At 63.1% G+C, this 17,628-nt stretch carries 12 protein-coding genes; 3 read left to right on the top strand and 9 right to left on the bottom strand.

Features of this window, described 5'->3' with window-relative positions; all coding sequences use genetic code 11:
- Nucleotides 1-29: 29 nt before the first annotated feature.
- On the top strand, nucleotides 30-1,223 hold the full coding sequence (locus EEB13_RS21420; RefSeq protein WP_045069512.1) for an NADP-dependent malic enzyme: 1,194 nt from the start codon (nucleotides 30-32) through the stop codon (nucleotides 1,221-1,223).
- A 69-nt stretch (nucleotides 1,224-1,292) separates the two neighbouring features.
- On the opposite strand, the gene EEB13_RS21415 is transcribed toward EEB13_RS21420, so the two are convergent.
- Genes EEB13_RS21415 through EEB13_RS21400 form a run of 4 tightly spaced genes read right to left on the bottom strand, consistent with a single transcriptional unit; the run spans nucleotide 1,293 to nucleotide 4,759 of the window.
- Nucleotides 1,293-1,982, bottom strand: a complete 690-nt coding sequence (locus EEB13_RS21415) for an ABC transporter permease (protein WP_033236695.1) — start codon at nucleotides 1,980-1,982, stop codon at nucleotides 1,293-1,295.
- Nucleotides 1,979-2,662 carry an ABC transporter permease gene (locus EEB13_RS21410; protein ID WP_033236696.1) on the bottom strand — a complete coding sequence of 228 codons (684 nt, stop codon included), beginning with the start codon at nucleotides 2,660-2,662 and terminating at the stop codon, nucleotides 1,979-1,981. Before EEB13_RS21410 ends, EEB13_RS21415 begins: the two co-directional genes overlap by 4 nt.
- Nucleotides 2,663-2,666: 4 nt before the next feature.
- Nucleotides 2,667-3,812, bottom strand: coding sequence for an ABC transporter ATP-binding protein (locus EEB13_RS21405; protein WP_141486247.1), 1,146 nt, complete (start codon nucleotides 3,810-3,812; stop codon nucleotides 2,667-2,669).
- 5 nt (nucleotides 3,813-3,817) lie between these two features.
- Nucleotides 3,818-4,759: an ABC transporter substrate-binding protein gene (locus tag EEB13_RS21400; protein WP_141486246.1), complete on the bottom strand. Its 942-nt coding sequence runs from the start codon at nucleotides 4,757-4,759 to the stop codon at nucleotides 3,818-3,820.
- Between the two features lie 153 nt (nucleotides 4,760-4,912).
- On the opposite strand from EEB13_RS21400, the gene EEB13_RS21395 reads away from it, so the two are divergent.
- Nucleotides 4,913-5,809, top strand: coding sequence for a glycine betaine ABC transporter substrate-binding protein (locus tag EEB13_RS21395; RefSeq protein ID WP_141486245.1), 897 nt, complete (start codon nucleotides 4,913-4,915; stop codon nucleotides 5,807-5,809).
- Here EEB13_RS21395 and EEB13_RS21390 read toward each other — a convergent pair.
- From EEB13_RS21390 to EEB13_RS21380, 3 genes are read right to left on the bottom strand one after another with little or no spacing between them, the layout of a single operon-like run.
- A complete protein-coding gene (locus tag EEB13_RS21390; RefSeq protein WP_141486244.1) occupies nucleotides 5,803-6,735 on the bottom strand; it encodes an alpha/beta hydrolase in 933 nt (310 codons plus the stop codon). The genes EEB13_RS21395 and EEB13_RS21390 overlap by 7 nt on opposite strands.
- Before the next feature lie 34 nt (nucleotides 6,736-6,769).
- Nucleotides 6,770-7,600, bottom strand: a complete 831-nt coding sequence (locus EEB13_RS21385; RefSeq protein ID WP_045069520.1) for an SDR family NAD(P)-dependent oxidoreductase — start codon at nucleotides 7,598-7,600, stop codon at nucleotides 6,770-6,772.
- Nucleotides 7,597-9,171: a flavin-containing monooxygenase gene (locus EEB13_RS21380; protein ID WP_045069522.1), complete on the bottom strand. Its 1,575-nt coding sequence runs from the start codon at nucleotides 9,169-9,171 to the stop codon at nucleotides 7,597-7,599. Before EEB13_RS21380 ends, EEB13_RS21385 begins: the two co-directional genes overlap by 4 nt.
- Before the next feature lie 71 nt (nucleotides 9,172-9,242).
- Between EEB13_RS21380 and EEB13_RS21375 the strand changes: the two genes are divergently transcribed.
- Nucleotides 9,243-9,860 carry a TetR/AcrR family transcriptional regulator gene (locus EEB13_RS21375; protein ID WP_033236702.1) on the top strand — a complete coding sequence of 206 codons (618 nt, stop codon included), beginning with the start codon at nucleotides 9,243-9,245 and terminating at the stop codon, nucleotides 9,858-9,860.
- Nucleotides 9,861-9,933: 73 nt separating this feature from the next.
- Here EEB13_RS21375 and EEB13_RS21370 read toward each other — a convergent pair whose 3' ends face one another.
- Nucleotides 9,934-13,686: a multifunctional oxoglutarate decarboxylase/oxoglutarate dehydrogenase thiamine pyrophosphate-binding subunit/dihydrolipoyllysine-residue succinyltransferase subunit gene (locus EEB13_RS21370; protein WP_141486243.1), complete on the bottom strand. Its 3,753-nt coding sequence runs from the start codon at nucleotides 13,684-13,686 to the stop codon at nucleotides 9,934-9,936.
- A gap of 169 nt (nucleotides 13,687-13,855) precedes the next feature.
- A complete protein-coding gene (locus EEB13_RS21365; protein ID WP_141486242.1) occupies nucleotides 13,856-17,605 on the bottom strand; it encodes an ABC transporter ATP-binding protein in 3,750 nt (1,249 codons plus the stop codon).
- Between the last annotated feature and the right edge of the window lie 23 nt (nucleotides 17,606-17,628).

The raw sequence follows: 17,628 nt of genomic DNA, 5'->3' as shown, positions 1-17,628 counted from the left end.
GTGCGGCTGGTCATATCAGGAGTGTCATTGTGTCCCTTGTGACTGAAGCCATCAACGTACCCAAGGTCGAGCTGACCGACGAAGAAATCTTTGCCGCTCACGTCGGTGGCAAACTGTCGGTCGAGACCACCGCGCCGCTCGATACGCAGCGCGCTCTGTCGATCGCGTACACGCCGGGTGTGGCTCAGGTGAGCCGCGCCATCGCAGCTGACGAGACCCTTGCCGATCGCTACACGTGGACCAATCGACTGGTTGTCGTCGTCAGTGACGGCACGGCGGTTCTCGGTCTGGGCGATATCGGACCCCGCGCATCGTTGCCCGTCATGGAGGGCAAGTCCGCTCTCTTCAAGAGCTTTGCCGGACTGAACTCCATCCCGCTGGTGCTCGACACCACCGATCCCGACGCGATCGTCGAGACCCTGATCCGTCTGCGTCCGAGCTTCGGCGCGGTCAACCTCGAGGACATCTCGGCGCCGCGTTGCTTCGAGATCGAAAAGCGTGTAATCGAGGCACTTGACTGCCCCGTCATGCACGACGATCAGCACGGCACCGCGATTGTGGTTCTTGCTGCGCTCAAGGGCGCCGTGAAGGTGCAGAGCCGCGACATCACCACGCTCAAGGTTGTCATCTCCGGTGCGGGTGCAGCGGGTGTCGCGTGTGCGAACATTCTGCTCGCCGCCGGTATCAGCGACGTCGTCGTGCTCGACTCGAAGGGCATCATCTCCAGCGAGCGCAGCGACCTCAACGAGATCAAGGTAGAGCTGGCGTCGCGCACCAACCCGCGCAGTGTCCACGGCGGTGCCGTCGAGGCTTTGGCCGGAGCGGACGTCTTCCTCGGTGTCTCGGCGGGCAAGATCCCCGAGGAGCTCATCGCGTCGATGGCTCCCGAGTCGATCGTGTTTGCGCTCTCGAACCCGGATCCGGAGATTCACCCGGAGACCGCGTCGAAGTACGCGGCGATCGTGGCTACCGGCCGCAGTGACTTCCCGAACCAGATCAACAATGTGCTTGCCTTCCCCGGTGTGTTCAAGGGCGCGCTCGACGCCGGCGCCCGTCGCATCACCGAAGGTATGAAGCTCGCTGCCGCCGAGGCGATCCTGTCGGTGGTCGGCGACGAGTTGGCCGTGGACAAGATTGTTCCGAGCCCACTCGACCCTCGCGTGGCGACCGCAGTTGCGGAAGCCGTCGCGGCCGCAGCGCACGCTGAGGGCGTGACCAGCTAAGAGGGACTCCTCGAAAGCCCCGATCGAAACCCGCACACAAGGTTTCGGTCGGGGTTTTTGCGTGGGCAGCTACACGCGTGCGAGGTTCGGGGTGCGTCGCAGTCTGCCGGTTCCCGGGACGGAAGCCCACACGACCAGTGCAAGTACGCCGTCCACGACAAGCGCAACCACCGCGACCAAGATTGCGCCGACAACAACGCGGTCGTACTTGTACAGCGCGATTCCGTCGAAGATGTACCGTCCGATGCCGCCCAGATTGACGTAGGCGGCAACAGTCGCGGTCGCGATGACTTGCAGTGTGGCGTTTCGGAGCCCACCCAGAATGAGCGGAAGCGCATTGGGAACCTCGACGCGTAGCAGTACTTGCGTCTCGGTCATCCCCATTGCGCGCGCCGCGTCGACGACGTCACGGTCGACACTGGCGATGCCGGCATACGTTCCGGCTAGCAATGGCGGAATGCCGAGGATGACCAGTGCGAGGATCGGGGGCATCACTCCCAGTCCCATGAGCAGGACGAGGAACGTCAGCAAGCCGAGCGTGGGTAGTGAGCGCAGTGCGTTGACAAGACTGACCACCACGATCTGACCGCGTCGTAGATGCCCGATGATCAGGCCGATCGGGACCGCGATCACTGCGGCGAGGGCGACGGCCAGCAGGCTGTACCAGAGGTGCTGCAGGATTCGGGTGCCGATTCCGGTGTCGCCGCTCCAGTTGTCGGGATTGGTCAGGTACTCCCAGGCGCCGGTGAAGATACTCATACCGGCTCACCTTCGGCCGTGACGATCGCGGGGACCTTCGATGCGGACGGAGTTCTGGTCCACGGGGTCAGGAACCTGCCGAGCAGATACAGGATCAAATCGAGGGCCAGTGCAAGGACCACGATGGCGATGATGCCGGCCACGATCTGGTCGGGGTAGTCCCGGTCGTAGCCCTGTTTGAACAGAACTCCCAGACCGCCGATACCGATCAGCGAACCCACCGACACCAGCGAAATGTTGGTCACCGCAATCACTCTGACATTTGCGATCAGAACCGGCAGCGCAAGGGGCAGTTCGACGGTCAACGCCCGGCGCAGTGCGGTGAAGCCGATGGCCGTCGAGGCATCGATGACGTTGGCGGGTACCGAATCCAATGCTTCCGGGACCGCGCGGACGAGCAGTGCGGTGGAGTACACACTGAGCGCGATGATGACATTGAGCGGATCGAGTGTCTTGAGTCCGAAAATCTGCGGGATGGTGACAAACAGTGCCAATGACGGAATGGTGAACGCAATGCTGGCCAAGGTCAACGTGATTCGGCGCAGCCATCGGATATTCCGAATTGCCGTGCCGACGGGAAGGGCAATGACCAAGCCCACCGCCAACGGCACCAGTGCGAGATACAGATGTGTTCGTGTGTAATCCAGAACCGTCGAGAAATTGTCGATGAGCCAGCGCACGCCGCTACACCCCGAATCCTTCGGTGAAGGCGAGTCGATTGCGTTCCTGGTCCTCGCGCCGACGTTGCTCGGCCAATTTGGCCACAACCTCGGAGCCCAGAATGCCGCCGATCACCGCACCTTCGGCGTCCACGGCAACACCGATTCCCGACGGTGACGAGATGGCCGCGTCGAGCGCCTGCCGAAGATCGCCGCCCGGGCCGAAGAGAGAGCCGCCGGCCGACGTCGACTGTGCCAGAGTGTGTCCGGCGCGTATGCCCTCGACCCCGGTGACGTCGATCCAGCCTTGGGGCGCACCGGACTCGGTGACAACAAGCACCCATTCACCCAATTCGAGTCTCAGGGATGTCAATTCGAACTCGGTGGCCGTCCGGATGGAATGCAGCGGCACCTCGTCCGCGCTGCGGAAGGACAGTCCTCGATATCCGCGATCACGTCCGACAAAACCTGCCACGAAATCCGTAGCCGGCGCGGCCAATACGTCGCGCGGCGCGGCTACCTGCTGCAGGCGACCGCCCGGACCGAAGACCGCGATGTGGTCGCCCAGTTTGACTGCTTCGTCGATATCGTGCGTGACAAAGACGATGGTCTTCTTCAGTTCGCTTTGCAGGCGCAGCATTTCGGCTTGCAGGTCCTCACGAACCACCGGATCGACGGCGCTGAAGGGTTCGTCCATCAACAGAATCGGCGGATCGGCAGCCAACGCGCGGGCGACACCCACTCGCTGCTGCTGCCCGCCGGACAACTGCGCCGGGTAGCGCGTCGCCAGTGACGGATCGAGACCCACGCGTTCGAGAACACCCAGTGCGGCTTTACGTGCGGCGCGGCGAGATTCACCCCGCAGCACCGGAACCGTTGCGACGTTGTCGACGACGGTCCGGTGCGGCAACAGCCCGGCATTCTGGATGACGTAGCCGATACCGAGTCGCAAGGTCACCGCGTCGGTCTGCGAGATGTCGCGGCCGTCGACGCGGATTGTGCCCGACGTGGGCGTGATCATCCGGTTGATCATCCGCATCGACGTTGTTTTGCCACACCCGGACGGACCGACGAACACCGTGAACGACTCGGCCTCGATGGTGAGATCGAGTCGATCAACTGCGGTGGTGCCGTCCGGGAACTGTTTGGTGACTCCCTCGAAGGTGATCACGTGGGTTACGAGACCGGCTTGTCGAGGCCCTGCGCCGAGATCCACGCCTTGGCTGCTGCGGCCGGTTCCGTCTTGGCGTCGCCGGACACCGCCACGTTGAGATCGAGCAGTTCCTCGGTGGTCAGCTTTGCCGAGACCGCGTCGAGGACGGCTGCGAGCTTGTCGGACGATGCCGATGCGCGCAGCACCGGCACGACGTTCTGGGCGGGGAAATTGTTCTTCGGGTCTTCGAGGACAACGAAGTTGTTGGCCGGAATCGACGCCGACGTCGTGAAAATGTTTGCGGCGGTGATGTCACCGGATGCGAGTGCCTTGACCGTTGCCGGGCCACCGCCGTCCGCGATCGGGACAAAATTGGAGGCCGAGATGTCGAGTCCGTAGTTTGCCTTCAACCCGGGCAGGCCGACGGGGCGCTCCTGGAATTCGGCCGGCGCGCCGAACTTGACCTCGGCGGAATGCGGCGCCAGGTCGGCGATGGTCTTCAGGTTCCACTTGTCTGCCGTTTCCTTGGTGACGACTACGGCATCTTTGTCCTCCGCCGACGCGGGTGTGGTGATGGCCAATTCGCTACCCAATGCCGCCGGCAGAGCAGCCAGGACGTCCTCGGAACTGGTCGCGGTGGCAGCGGGATCGAGATACTGCAGAAGATTGCCCGTGTAGTCGGGGATGAGGGTGATCGAGCCGTCCTTCAACGCCGGAATGTAGGCCTCGCGGCTACCGATGTTGAACGAAGTGGACACGTCGAAACCGTTGACGCGAAGTGCTTCCGCATAGATGTTGGCAATGATCTCGGACTCGGTGAAGTTTGCCGAACCCACGACGACGGTGTTGGGGTCCGAACTGCTGTCGCTGTTGTCACTGCTGCCACACGCAGTGAGCGCAGCGAGTGAGAGGACAGTTGCCGCTGCTACGAGCAGACGGCTGGAACGAAATCGTGAGGTGCGCATGTGCGTCCTTCCGTGTTTCGGGCGTCGACAACCATTCCCGTCACCCGAGTGTCACTCGAGTAGGACTGGTTACCGCGCATCGCCAGGCAAGTGTAACGATAGGTACCGACAAGGCACGGTATTCGATCAGTGGGAACGGAATGTGAGGGTTCGGTGCTATCTGCACGCGCGAGGTATTCGACAGTTGTTGCAGCAGTGCTGGTCCTGCCCGTTCTGACCGGATGCAGCACCAGCGATTCGGTGATAGGGAACGACGCCGGTGCCCCGACCGAGCAGGTAGTCGTGGCGTCGGGGGAGTCGGTGGAGGGTTCGGTCCTGGCCGAAGTGTACGCAACCGTGTTGGCGTCGTCGGGGGTGCCAAGTCGAGTCGAGGAACTCACCGGCGGACGGTCGGACGCACTTGCTGCGCTCGATGCCGCGCGTGTGACGTTGGTACCCGAGTTCACCGGTTCGCTACTGACTTACTACGAACCGCAGAATCCGGCCCGCACCGCTGACGACGTCTTCGAAGCGTTGAGTCGTTCTCTGCCCGAGGGTCTTTCGGTTGCAGACTATGCAACCGCAGAAGACCGGGCCGTCGTGGCGTTGGGACGCGATTCCGCATCGGGGACTCAGTCGCGCACCCTCGGGGCATTTGCACCCTCGTGCGCCGAGACCGTTGCCGTTGTATCACCACGGTTTGTCGAAGATGGTGCACTGGAACAATTAGCGGAAGGCGCTGACTGTACTTTTGCGCGCGTCGAGCAATCGGCAGCCGACATATCGGACACTGCTGCGACCGAACCCACCGCCTTCGGAACTACGACGCTCTCGCCCCTGGCTCAGTCAACCGCTGTCACAGTGCTGGCCGATCCGGATCACATCCTGGCTGCGCAGAACGTCGTTCCACTGTTTCGGACCGGTGCATTGAGTGATCCCGCAGTCAAAGCGCTCAGTGTTGTTGCGGGTGAACTGTCCACGACAGACCTTGCCGCGATGATCGACCAGGTCCGACGCGGGCAGGCGACGCCGTCAGCGGTGGCGCGATCCTGGTGGGACACCCGTCAATGACTGGCCGCATCGGCTGAATTGTCCGCTGCCCTGGCTCCGTGTGATTCCAGGAATTGCCCCAGATCGGCTACCGCGTCGGCGGCTTCGGTGACCAGCGACGCCTGGGCGTGCGCGACATGCCACAACCGTGCGTATTCGACCAGTGACACGTCGACGCCGGCCGCGGTGAGTTTGTCTGCGAACTCCACGACCTGAGGGTAGAGGACTTCACCCGATCCGATGTGAATCCTTGTGGGCGGCAGTGTTTCGAGGTTTCCATGTATGGGTGCGTAGCCGGGATCCGTGCGGTTGCCGTGTCCGAGGTAGGCGTCAGCGGCATCGAACGACCAGCCGGTGTTGACGACCAGATCGGCTTTCTTCCCGGCGCTGCGATCCCCGGGATCCACCCAGGGTGAGATCAGTGCCAACGCCCCGGGCTGTACGCCGTGACGCTCGATGAGGCGAAGTGCCGTTGCGACCGCCAAACCGCCGCCGGCGCTGTCACCGGCAATGGCAACCTGCTCGGGCCGGTAGTCGAATTCGGTGATCAGTTGCATGTACGCCGCTGCGGCGTCGTCGAGCGCTGCGGGATAAGGATTCTCGGGAGCGAGCCGGTAATCCAACGTGAAGACAGCGCGGGAAGATTCGCGTGCCAGATGTGCTGCCAGGCTGCGGTGTGTGCTCAGCGAGCCCAGCGTGTAGGCGCCGCCGTGCAAGTAGAGCACTGCCGACGGGCGTTCGGTTGCTCCGACTGTGATCCGCTCGGCGGGTCGGCAGGCGAGTTCCAGCGGACGCACAACGGCGCCCGCTGGAATCTCCTGCAGGGGAGCTCCGGCCTCGAGCAGTAAACGCTGAACCCGATACGGCAGTCGCGAGTTGAAGGCCAGACGGAAGTACGGCTTCAACAAGAAGGCGACAACGGGTAGCGGAAGGGTGAACGTGCTCACCGGCAGGGCTCCTGACTGTGTGAAAGTGGAAAGATCAGTGGGACTTGGGCATCACGCGGCCGGCGATGGTGGCCACGACGCGTTGGTATCCCGAACCGACCAGGCGGACCCAGGCGTCGAGTGCGATGGCGTCCATGCCGATGAGTACGCGTGGCTTGCCCTTGCGAACCCCGTTCACGATGGTCTTGGCTGCATCCTCAGGAGTGGTGCGCGCCAACTTGCGATCGAAGAACTCGGAGAACGACGCGAGGTCCTCGCCCGGTCCGGCAGTGGCGTTGCGCGCGATGGCCGTCTTGATTCCGCCGGGGTGCACGCAGGTCACCTTCACCGGGCTCTTGGCGATCAGCATCTCCTGGCGCAGTGACTCGGTGAAGCCGCGAACTGCGAACTTTGCCGAGTTGTATGCACTCTGACCGGGCATCGACAGCAAGCCGAACAGGCTCGAAATGTTGATGATGTGGCCGTCGCCGGATGCGATGACATGCGGCAGGAATGCTTTGGTGCCGTTGACAACTCCCCAGAAATCGACATCCATGACGCGTTCGAAGTCCTTGAATTCGGACTTCTCGAAAGTGCCGTGGTACGCGATACCCGCATTGTTGTAGATCTGGTTGATCTTGCCGAAGTGGGCGGCAACCGCGTCGGCGTACTCGAGAACCGCTTCGCGCTGGGTGACGTCGAGGTGGTCCGACTTCACCTGGGCACCAAGAGCTTCCACGAGGCGGGTGGTCTCGGTGAGGCCGACGGTGTCGACGTCGGAGATCGCCAACTTCGCACCCTGCCCGGCCAGGTTCAGTGCGAGTGCGCGGCCGATACCCGATCCCGCTCCGGTGATGACAACAACCTTGCCAACAAAATCACTCATTGTGCTACTGCTTTCTCGTCGTCGAGGTCGATCTGTGATGTGGTTCCGGTGCCGACGGCGCCGAGATCGGACGTGGCGACGCTACGGTACGCCGCGAGGTCGAAATGCTTGGTGGCATTGCGGAACTGGAAGGTGAAACCGGGCCACAGGGTGGTGTTGTTTCCGTGCTTGTCCATGTACCAGCTGGCGCAACCGCCGTTGTTCCAGACGCTCTTGGACATCGCTGCCTGCAGGTCCTTGTTGTACTTTTCCTGCTTGTCGCTGCGAACCTCGATGGTGCCGATGTCGTACTTGTCGATGGTGGCGATCGCGTCGACGAGGTAGTTGAGCTGCGATTCGATCATGAACACCATGGACGAGTGGCCGAGACCGGTGTTGGGGCCGACGAGGAAGAACATGTTGGGGAAGTTGGCAACGGCTGCGCCCTTGTATCCCTGCATGCCGGTGTCCTCGAAGACCTCGGCGAGCGAGCGTCCGTCCTTGCCGAAGATTCCCGCAAAGGTGGGGGAGTCGGTGACGTGAAAACCGGTGGCCACGACGATGGCGTCGATCTCACGCGTGGTTCCCGTCTTCGACACGATGCCGGTGGCGGTAACTTCCTCGATTCCTTCTGTCACCAGGTCGACGTTGTCCTGGGCAAGGGTGGGGAAGTAGTTGTTGGAGATCAGCATGCGCTTGCAGCCGATCTGGAAGTTGGGGGTGACCTTCTTGCGAAGGGCCTTGTCCTTGATCTGGGCCTTGAGATGACGCTCGGCGGCAAACTGCAGGGGCTTCATGAAGATCGGCGCCTTTGCCAGGCCGACAACCTGGGTCTCGCGCATCCAGTAGATGCCGGTGCGGCACAGCTTCTGGAAACCGGGGAGGTACTTGAACGCGAGGTGCTCGATCTTGGTGTACTCGCGATCTGCGCGGGGCAGAATCCACGGCGCGGTGCGCTGGTACACGTCGAGCTGTGACACCTTCTTGCCGATGGCCGGGACGATCTGGATGGCCGACGCTCCGGTGCCGATAACGGCGACGCGCTTGCCGGTCAGGTCGGCGTCGTGGTTCCAGCGTGAGGAGTGGAAGATCTCGCCCTTGAAGCCGTCGATGCCCTTGATGTCGGGGAGGGCGGGCTCGCACAGAGCGCCTACAGCCGACACGACGATCTTGGCGACGAACTCGCCCTTGGTGGTGGAGACCTTCCAGTGTGCGCGATCGTTGTCCCAGTGCGCGGAGAGAACGTCGCAGCCGAAGATGTGCTTGTCCAGTACCTTGTGACGGTTTGCGACGGACTGGATGTACTTGTAGATCTCGGGCTGAGTGGAGAAGGAACGCGTCCACTCGGGGTTGAGTGCAAACGAGTACGAGTACAAATGCGACGGCACGTCGCACGCAGCGCCCGGGTAGCTGTTGTCACGCCAGGTTCCGCCGACGTCGTTGCCTCGCTCGACAACTACATAGTCGGTGATCCCGGCCTGCGCCAGTTTGATGGCAGCGCCGAGACCGGCAAAACCGCTGCCGATGATCAGCGTGTTCACGTAGCGCGTATCCGCGGCAGATGCTGAAGTATCTGTAACTGGGAGACTCATGTATGGAACGATATGCCGTTGTTGACGAACGGTCAATAGCTTATTGACGTTTATTCAGTAGTCTGTCGATTATGGACGGAGCCAAGCGCACGCGACTGAGTCCGGACGAACGCCGAGCGCAACTGATCGACCTCGGCGCTCGCATGCTCGCCGAACGGCCACTCGAACAGATATCGGTCGAAGACATTGCCGATCAAGCCGGTGTCTCCCGAGGCTTGCTGTTCCACTACTTCGCGTCCAAAAGCGAGTTCCACCTGGCGATAGTCCGGCACACCAGCCAACAGATGCTCGCCCGAACCGAGCCCATCGAAACCGATGATCCGATCGCGACATTACGGTCGGTTCTGGCATCGTACGTCGATTACGTCACTGAAAATCGCACTACGTATGTCTCGTTGTTGCGGGGAACCGCCAGCGGAGATCCGCACATGCGAGAAGTGTTCGAACAGACCCGCGACGTCATGGCGGCGCGAACGCTCGATCAGCTACCCACCATCGGGTTGCCGAGAACCCCGCAGGTGGAGCTGGCAGTACGAGGCTGGATCGCGTTTGTCGAGGAAGCAACCATCAGCTGGCTCCGATCCCCGGCAATCAGCCGCGAAGAACTCATCGAGCTCACGGTGAACGCTCTGCCTGCTCTTGCGTCCGCTGCCGCAGGGCTGACCGTCACGCCGGAACTGCTGCGATAGCACCGGCGAACAGAGAAAAGGCCGGGCCTCACACTCCGTACGGAATGTGAGGCCCGGCCCCTACTTCAAGAAATCAGTTGGTCGGCAGGAATGCCTCGTCGAGGATTTCCTGCTGCTCGACGGCGTGAACCTTGCTCGAACCCGAGGAAGGTGCAGACATCGAACGACGCGAGATGCGACGGATACCGCTCAACGTGCCGGGCAGGAGTTCCGGCAGAGCCAGGCCGAGGAACGGCCATGCGCCCTGGTTGGCCGGCTCTTCCTGAACCCAGCGGTACTCGGTTGCATTCGGGTACCGGTCCAAGGTTTCCTGCAGGCGACGCTTCGGCACCGGGTACAGCTGCTCGACGCGCACGATGGCGACGTCGTTGCGGTTGTCCTTGTGCTTCTTCGCCAGGAGCTCCCAGTACAGCTTGCCGCTGACCAGCAGAACGCGCTTGACCTGATCGCGCGACTCTTCGCCGCTCTCGATGTTCGGCTCTTCGAAGACAGACCGGAACTTGCCGGTGGTGAAGTCTTCGACGTTGCTGACCGCAGCCTTGTTACGCAGCATCGACTTGGGCGTGAAGACCACCAGCGGGCGGCGGATGCCGTCGAGGTGATGGCGACGCAGCAAGTGGAAGTAGCTTGCCGGGGTGGACGGAACGGCAACTGTCATCGAACCCTCGGCGCACAGCTGGAGGAAACGCTCGATGCGGCCGGACGTGTGGTCCGGGCCCTGTCCTTCGTGGCCGTGCGGCAGAAGCAGCACGACGTCGGAGAGCTGACCCCACTTGGCTTCGCCAGAGCTGATGAACTCGTCGATGATGGTCTGCGCGCCGTTGACGAAGTCACCGAACTGCGCTTCCCACAGCACAAGAGCGTCCGGGTTGCCCACGGAGTAGCCGTATTCGAAGCCCAGACCCGCGTACTCGGTGAGTGCGGAGTCGTAGACCATGAACTTGCCACCGTTGCCGGCGTTGGCAGCGATCTCGGCGATCGGGCTGTACTCGTTGCCGGTCTTCCGGTCGATCAGCACAGAGTGACGCTGCGTGAACGTTCCACGCTTGGAGTCCTGACCCGCAAGGCGAATCAGTGCACCCTGCTCGGCCAGTGAACCGAACGCGAGCAACTCGGCGAACGCCCAGTCGACGTGACCCTCGCGGGCCATTTCGCGTCGCTTCTCCGCGACAGGCTTGACACGCGGGTGGGTGGTGAAGCCCTCCGGAACGTTGACAAACGCGTCGCCGATGCGCTCGAGAACGTCGGGAGCAACAGCCGTCGTGAGGCGAGCCGGGGGAGTCTGGTCGAGTTCGACGGACTCCGACGGTTCGGGCTGGAACTTCTCGAGCTCACGGACCTCGTTGAAGACCCGTTCGAGCTGGCCCTGGTAGTCGCGAAGTGCGTCTTCGGCTTCCTTGAGCGAGATGTCACCGCGACCGATGAGGGACTCGGTGTAGCTCTTACGAACGCTGCGCTTGGTGTCGATGACGTCGTACATCGCCGGCTGGGTCATCGACGGGTCGTCGCCCTCGTTGTGACCGCGGCGGCGGTAGCAGATGAGGTCGATGACAACGTCCTTGCCGAACTTCTCACGGAAGTCGACAGCCAGCTGAGCAACCCAGACACATGCCTCGGGGTCGTCGCCGTTGACGTGGAATACCGGTGCGGCGATCATCTTCGCGACGTCCGTGCAGTACTCGGACGAGCGTGAGTGCTCCGGTGCGGTGGTGAAACCGACCTGGTTGTTCACGACGATGTGCACGGTGCCGCCGGTGCGGTATCCGCGCAGCAGCGAGAGGTTCAACGTTTCCGCGACAACACCCTGACCGGCAAATGCCGCGTCACCGTGAAGCATGAGCGGGAGAACGGTGAAGCCCTCTTCGCCCTTGTCGAGGATGTCCTGCTTGGCGCGAACCAGGCCTTCGAGAACCGGGTCGACGGCCTCGAGGTGCGACGGGTTGGCCGTCAGGGACACGGCGATGTCGTTGTCACCGAACATCTGGATGTAGGTGCCCGAAGCGCCGAGGTGGTACTTCACGTCGCCGGAGCCGTGAGCGGCGGCCGGGTTCATGTTGCCCTCGAACTCGGTGAAGATCTTCGAGTACGGCTTGCCGACGATGTTGGCCAGCACGTTGAGGCGACCGCGGTGCGGCATGCCGATGACAACCTCGTCGAGCTGATGCTCGGCAGCCTGGTCGATGACGGCGTCCATCATCGGAATGACGGTCTCGGCACCCTCGAGCGAGAAGCGCTTCTGACCGACGTACTTGGTCTGCAGGAAGGTCTCGAAAGCCTCGGCAGCGTTGAGCTTGCTCAGGATGTACTTCTGCTGAGCAACCGTCGGCTTGGCGTGATGCCCTTCGACGCGATCCTGGATCCACTGACGCTGATCCGTCTCAAGGATGTGCGTGTACTCGACACCGACGTGGCGGCAGTACGCGTCGCGAAGCACGCTGAGCACGTCGCGCAGCTTCATCTTCTCTTTGCCGTGGAAGCCGCCGACCTTGAACTCGCGGTCCAGATCCCACAGCGTCAAGCCGTGGCTGATGACGTCGAGGTCGGGGTGGCTGTGGAACTTGTCCTTGACGAACTGCAAGGGGTCCGTATCGGCCATGAGGTGGCCGCGGTCACGGTAGGCCGCGATCAGTTCGAGAACGCGGGTGTTCTTGTCGACCGCGCCTTCCGGCACGTCCTTGCGCCAGCGAACCGGCTCGTACGGGTTGCCGAGTGCGTGGAAGATCTCGTCGTAGAACTCGTCGCTGATCAGCAGGTTGTGGATCGTGCGAAGGAAATCGCCCGATTCGGCACCCTGGATGATGCGGTGGTCGTACGTCGACGTGAGCGTCATCAGCTTGCCGACGCCCATCTCGGCCAGCTTCTCGTCGCTTGCGCCCTGGAACTCGGCGGGGTACTCCATCGCGCCGGCACCGATGATGGCACCCTGGCCCTTCATCAGGCGGGGGACGGAGTGAACCGTGCCGATGCCGCCCGGGTTGGTCAGCGAGATGGTGACGCCGGTGAAGTCTTCGCCGGTGAGCTTGCCTTCACGGGCGCGGCGGACGATGTCCTCGTACGCGGCGTGGAACTGGACGAAGTTCATCGCCTCGGTGTTCCGGATAGCGGCGACGACCAGTGAGCGGTTGCCGTCCTTACCGGGAAGATCGATCGCCAGTCCGAGATTGGTGTGCTCGGGGGTGACCGCATGCGGCTTGCCGTTGATCTCGGCGAAGTGGCGGTTCATGTTGGGGAACGCGTTGACGGCCTGGATGATCGCGTAGCCCAGCAGGTGGGTGAACGAGATCTTGCCGCCGCGAGTGCGCGCGAGGTGGTTGTTGATGACGATGCGGTTGTCGAACATCAGCTTCGCGGGGATCGCGCGAACGCTGGTAGCGGTCGGGATCTCGAGCGAGGCCGACATGTTCTTGACTACTGCGGCTGCCGCGCCGCGAAGAACCTTCGTCTCTTCCGCGCCGCCGGCCGGAGCCGGCTTCGCGGGAGCGGCCTTGGCGGCCGGGGCGGGCTTGGCCACAGGCGCTGTGGCGGGCTTGGCAGCGGGCGCTGCGGCGGGCTTGGCCGCGGGCGCAGCGGCCTTCGGCGGAGCCGGGGGTGCGGGCGGAGCGGCCTTAGGAGCAGCAGGCGGAGTGCGCACAGCGGCGGGGGCGGCTGCGTTGCCGTTCGTGGCAGTTCCGTTTCCACCCCCCGTGTTCGCCGACTCCGGCGAGTAATCGGTCAAGAATTCGTGCCAACTCGGATCCACGGACGACGGATCGTCCTGGAAGCGTTGGTACATCTCGTCAACCAGCCACTGGTTCTGTCCGAATTGGGATGTAGAACTGCTGCTCACGGCAGGTGTTCGCCTCGTTTCTATTTCGGTACCCGATCAGAGCGCCTATATACATGAGATTAGCCCGAGCGTGTGACCAGCAATTGTGCGGCACACAATTTGTGATCTGTCTCACGGCGGCGCGTAATCTTTCGACTTCGCGACGCCACTCGGCGGTACAAATCTGTCACTACTGCCGTGCGACGGGGTTACCTTCGACGACAGTTCTCGCTGACAGATTATTCCCTTCGCGCGCCCGAGATGCATCCCAGAGTCTCGAGTAGTGACCATTGGCATACCGCAGGAGCGCGTGCGGGCCGTATTCAACGATACGTCCCCGGTCAACTACGACAATCAGGTCGGCACGTGCGGCCGTCGCGAGGCGGTGTGCAACAACGATCGAGGTCCTTTTCCGGGTGACCGACCGACTTGCTTCGAGGACCATTTTCTCGGTCGCGGGATCAAGCGTCGCGGTCGCTTCGTCGAGCAGCAGGAGGTCCGGGTCGACCAACTCGGCGCGCGCGAGTGCGATGAGCTGTCGCTGTCCGGCCGACAGTCCTTGCCCGCGTTCCCCGACCGGATGATTCATGCCGCCGCGCATGTCGGCGATCGCGCGCAGTGCACCGACGGCGCGTGCGGCCTGCTCGATGTCGACATTCGACGCGTCAGGTCTACCGAAGGCGATGTTCTCCGCGACGCTGCCGGTGAACAGATGCGCTTCCTGCGGTACGACGCCCAACCTGTGGCGGTACTGCGTCAGGTGAAAATCACGGATGTCGGTGCCGTCGACCTGCACTGATCCGCTGGTCGGATCGTAGAATCTGGCCAGTAGTTTGACCACTGTCGACTTCCCGGCGCCCGTCCGTCCGACCAGCGCCACGGTTGTTCCGGCCGGGATGTGTAAGTCGATATCGGTGAGGGCGTCGACCTCGGCGCCGGAATATCGAAAGCCGACATCCCGCAGATGAACGTCGCCGTCCAGGTGTCCGTCGAGGGAGATCAGGTCCGCGGAGTCGGCTGTTTCGATGGAACTGGGCGTCCGGAGAAGATCCCCGATCCGCTTGAGCCCCACGTTTGCCTGTTGGTAACCGTCGAACACCTGTGAGAGTTGCTGAATCGGTCCGAACAACAGGCCCAGGTACAGAACAAAGGCGATCAGAACACCCGCGGACGTCGAGCCGTCGGACACCTGACGGGCTCCGACGAAGACCACACCCGCAAGCGCGAGATCGGAGAGAAACGCGATGAACGGGAAGTACAGCGAAATTGCCCGCTGTGAACGCATCCGTGACCGGCGGTAGCTTTCGGCGCGCTCGGCAAATCGGCGTGCGGCGCCCTCTTCCCGGCGGTAGGCCTGCGCTGCCCGCAACCCGGTGATGTTCTCCTGGAAATCCGCGTTGACCATGGAGATCCGCTCGCGGGACTGGCTGTACGCCACTGCGGAGAACTTTCGGAAGATCAGGGTCGAGATGATGAGCGGCGGAATGACGGCGAGCGCCACCAACGCCAGGGTCACATCGGTGACGAGGAGGGCGATCGCGATGCCGCCTATCGTCAGGACACTCACGATTGCGGTCGACATTCCGGTCTGGATGAACGACGACAGTGCGTCGACGTCCGTGGTCATCCGGGTCATGATCCGCCCGGACAGTTCGCGCTCGTAGTAGTCGAGACCAAGCCTCTGCAGGTGTGCGTAGCTGCGGATACGTAGCCCGAACAGGACCCGCTCGCCCGCTCGGGCGGTGAGGACCGTCATCACAGCGACTATCGCCCAGCCCGCCACCACCAGCAGCGCGCCCAGTATCGCCGCGACGGTGAGAGTCCCTGAGTTCTTGTCGACAACCCCGTGGTCGATCGCGTACCGAACCAGTGACGGGAAGGCAATCGTCGCAGCGGAATCAAGAGTCAGGCACACGACGACTGCCACCAGAATCCAGCGAACCGGGCGGAGTATCCGAAGCAGTGAGAACTGCGGATCTGACTCGCGAAGGTGCGCAGTGTCGGTGGTCGGAGCCTCGCGCAGCGGAGGCAACGCGTCGAGCGCAGCCTCCAACGACGGCGTGATGGCCAGAGCACCGGCCGCACCTGCCGAATCGGCAGGCGATACCGCAGGCCACAGTTGCTCGGCAGTGGGTTCGGAGTGGTCTGGATCGAATGGTTCGATGTCGGTAAGTGCAGGGTCGATGGCTGCCGGCTCATCGCTCGAGGTGGCGAAAAGGGCCCGAAACAGTGGGCACCGCGCTTCCAACTCGTCGACCGTCCCGGAGTCGATGATCCGCCCCTGGTCGAGGACGGCAATTCGATCAGCCAGGGTCAGGGTCGATCGGCGGTGCGCAAGGATGAGAGTTGTCTGCCTCCGCCTGGCCCGGAACGCGTCGAAGATCGCCGCTTCGGTGGCAGCATCGACGGCCGAGGTGGCGTCGTCGAGGATGAGGATTCGAGGGTTCACGAGTAGGGCGCGCGCGAGCGCGATGCGCTGACGTTGCCCGCCTGAGAGCGTCAGACCGCGTTCACCGACAACGGTGTCGTAACCGTCCGGAAGCGCCTCGATGAACTCGTCGGCGTGGGCCATTGCGGCCGCTGCGCGGATGTCGTCGGCGGACGCGTCCGCGCGGCCTAGGGCGATGTTGGCGGCGACGGTGTCGGAGAACAGGAACGGCTCGTCGAAGGCCAGGCCGATTGCAGCGCGGAGTTGCTCGCTGCGAAGTTCGCTGATCGGCAGCGACGCGTCGGCGCTGTCGAGACTGATGGTCCCGGACTCGGGCGCGTAGAAGCGGGGGAGCAGCAGCGACAGTGCTGTTTTTCCCGAACCGGCTGGTCCGACGACGGCGACGGTCTCGCCTGGTTTGATCTGCAGGTCGAGACCGGACAAGACACGGCGGTCGGAATCGAAGCCGAAAGTGACGTCGTCGAACGTGACCCCGAGCGGTCCGTCGGGGAGATCGAGCGGATGGTCGGGTTCGGCGATGTCGGGCCCCGCGCCGATTACGTCGTAGACGCGTTCGACGGCGGCGCGGGCGAGTTGTGCCATCACCACGACGGAGGACAGCGTGCGCGTGACCGCGGTCATCGTCACGATGTAGGTCGCGAACGCGAGGAAAGTACCGATGGTGATCTGGCCGTGGAGTGCAAGATAACCACCGACAGCGATCACTGCCACCTGTCCCAGTTGGGGTAGTGCGGCCATCGTCGGCGTGAAACGTGAGTTGATCCGGGCCACGCGCATCCGTTCGCCGTAGAGCGTCCGGCCGTGTTTCTCGAGTTGATCGATTGCTCGTTCTTCTTGCCCGAATCCCTTCACCACCCGAACCCCGGTGACGGTTTCTTCGACGTGCTGGGCGAGGTCGGCGGCGCGCTGCTGCGCCGACCAGGTGGCGGCGTAGAGGGTCGGTCGCAGCAGGAAGACCACAAGCCCGACAGCGGGGATGATCGCCAGCGCGATGAGGGTCAGCAGGGGCGAGAGCCACGTCATGATGCCGATGGCCAGCACAAATTGCAGCAGGGCGCCGGCGGACATCGGGACCATCGCGAGCAGACCCTGCACGAGTTGCAGATCGGAGATCGAGCGCGAGACGACTTGTCCGGTGCGGATGTCGTCCTGCCCGCGGCCGTCGAGTCGCTGCAAGGATCCGAGCAACGCGAGTCGCAAGTCGTGCTGGACGTCGAGTGAGAGACGACCGGCCAGCATTCGCCGGCCGTACTGGCAGGCGAAGCGCACGATCGCCAAGCCGACGATAGCAAGTGCGGTGAGTGTGATGACGGTGCCGGCGTTCTGCTCGCCGGCCGCATCGAGGGCATAGCGGGTGAGCAGCGGGAAGGAAATGTCGATGGTTGCGGCGACCACCGTCACGGTGAGCGCGCCGATTGCCAGCCGGCGGTGCAGCCAGCAGGCATGGGCCAGTCGGCGTATCCACCCAGGGTTGTCAGCGATCGTGTTCATCTCGATCCACGGTAGACCCGGGG

The sequence above is a fragment of the Rhodococcus sp. WS3 genome, from assembly GCF_003797085.1.
GTDB lineage: Bacteria > Actinomycetota > Actinomycetes > Mycobacteriales > Mycobacteriaceae > Rhodococcus_F > Rhodococcus_F globerula.
This window is presented reverse-complemented; position numbering and strand designations above follow the sequence as displayed.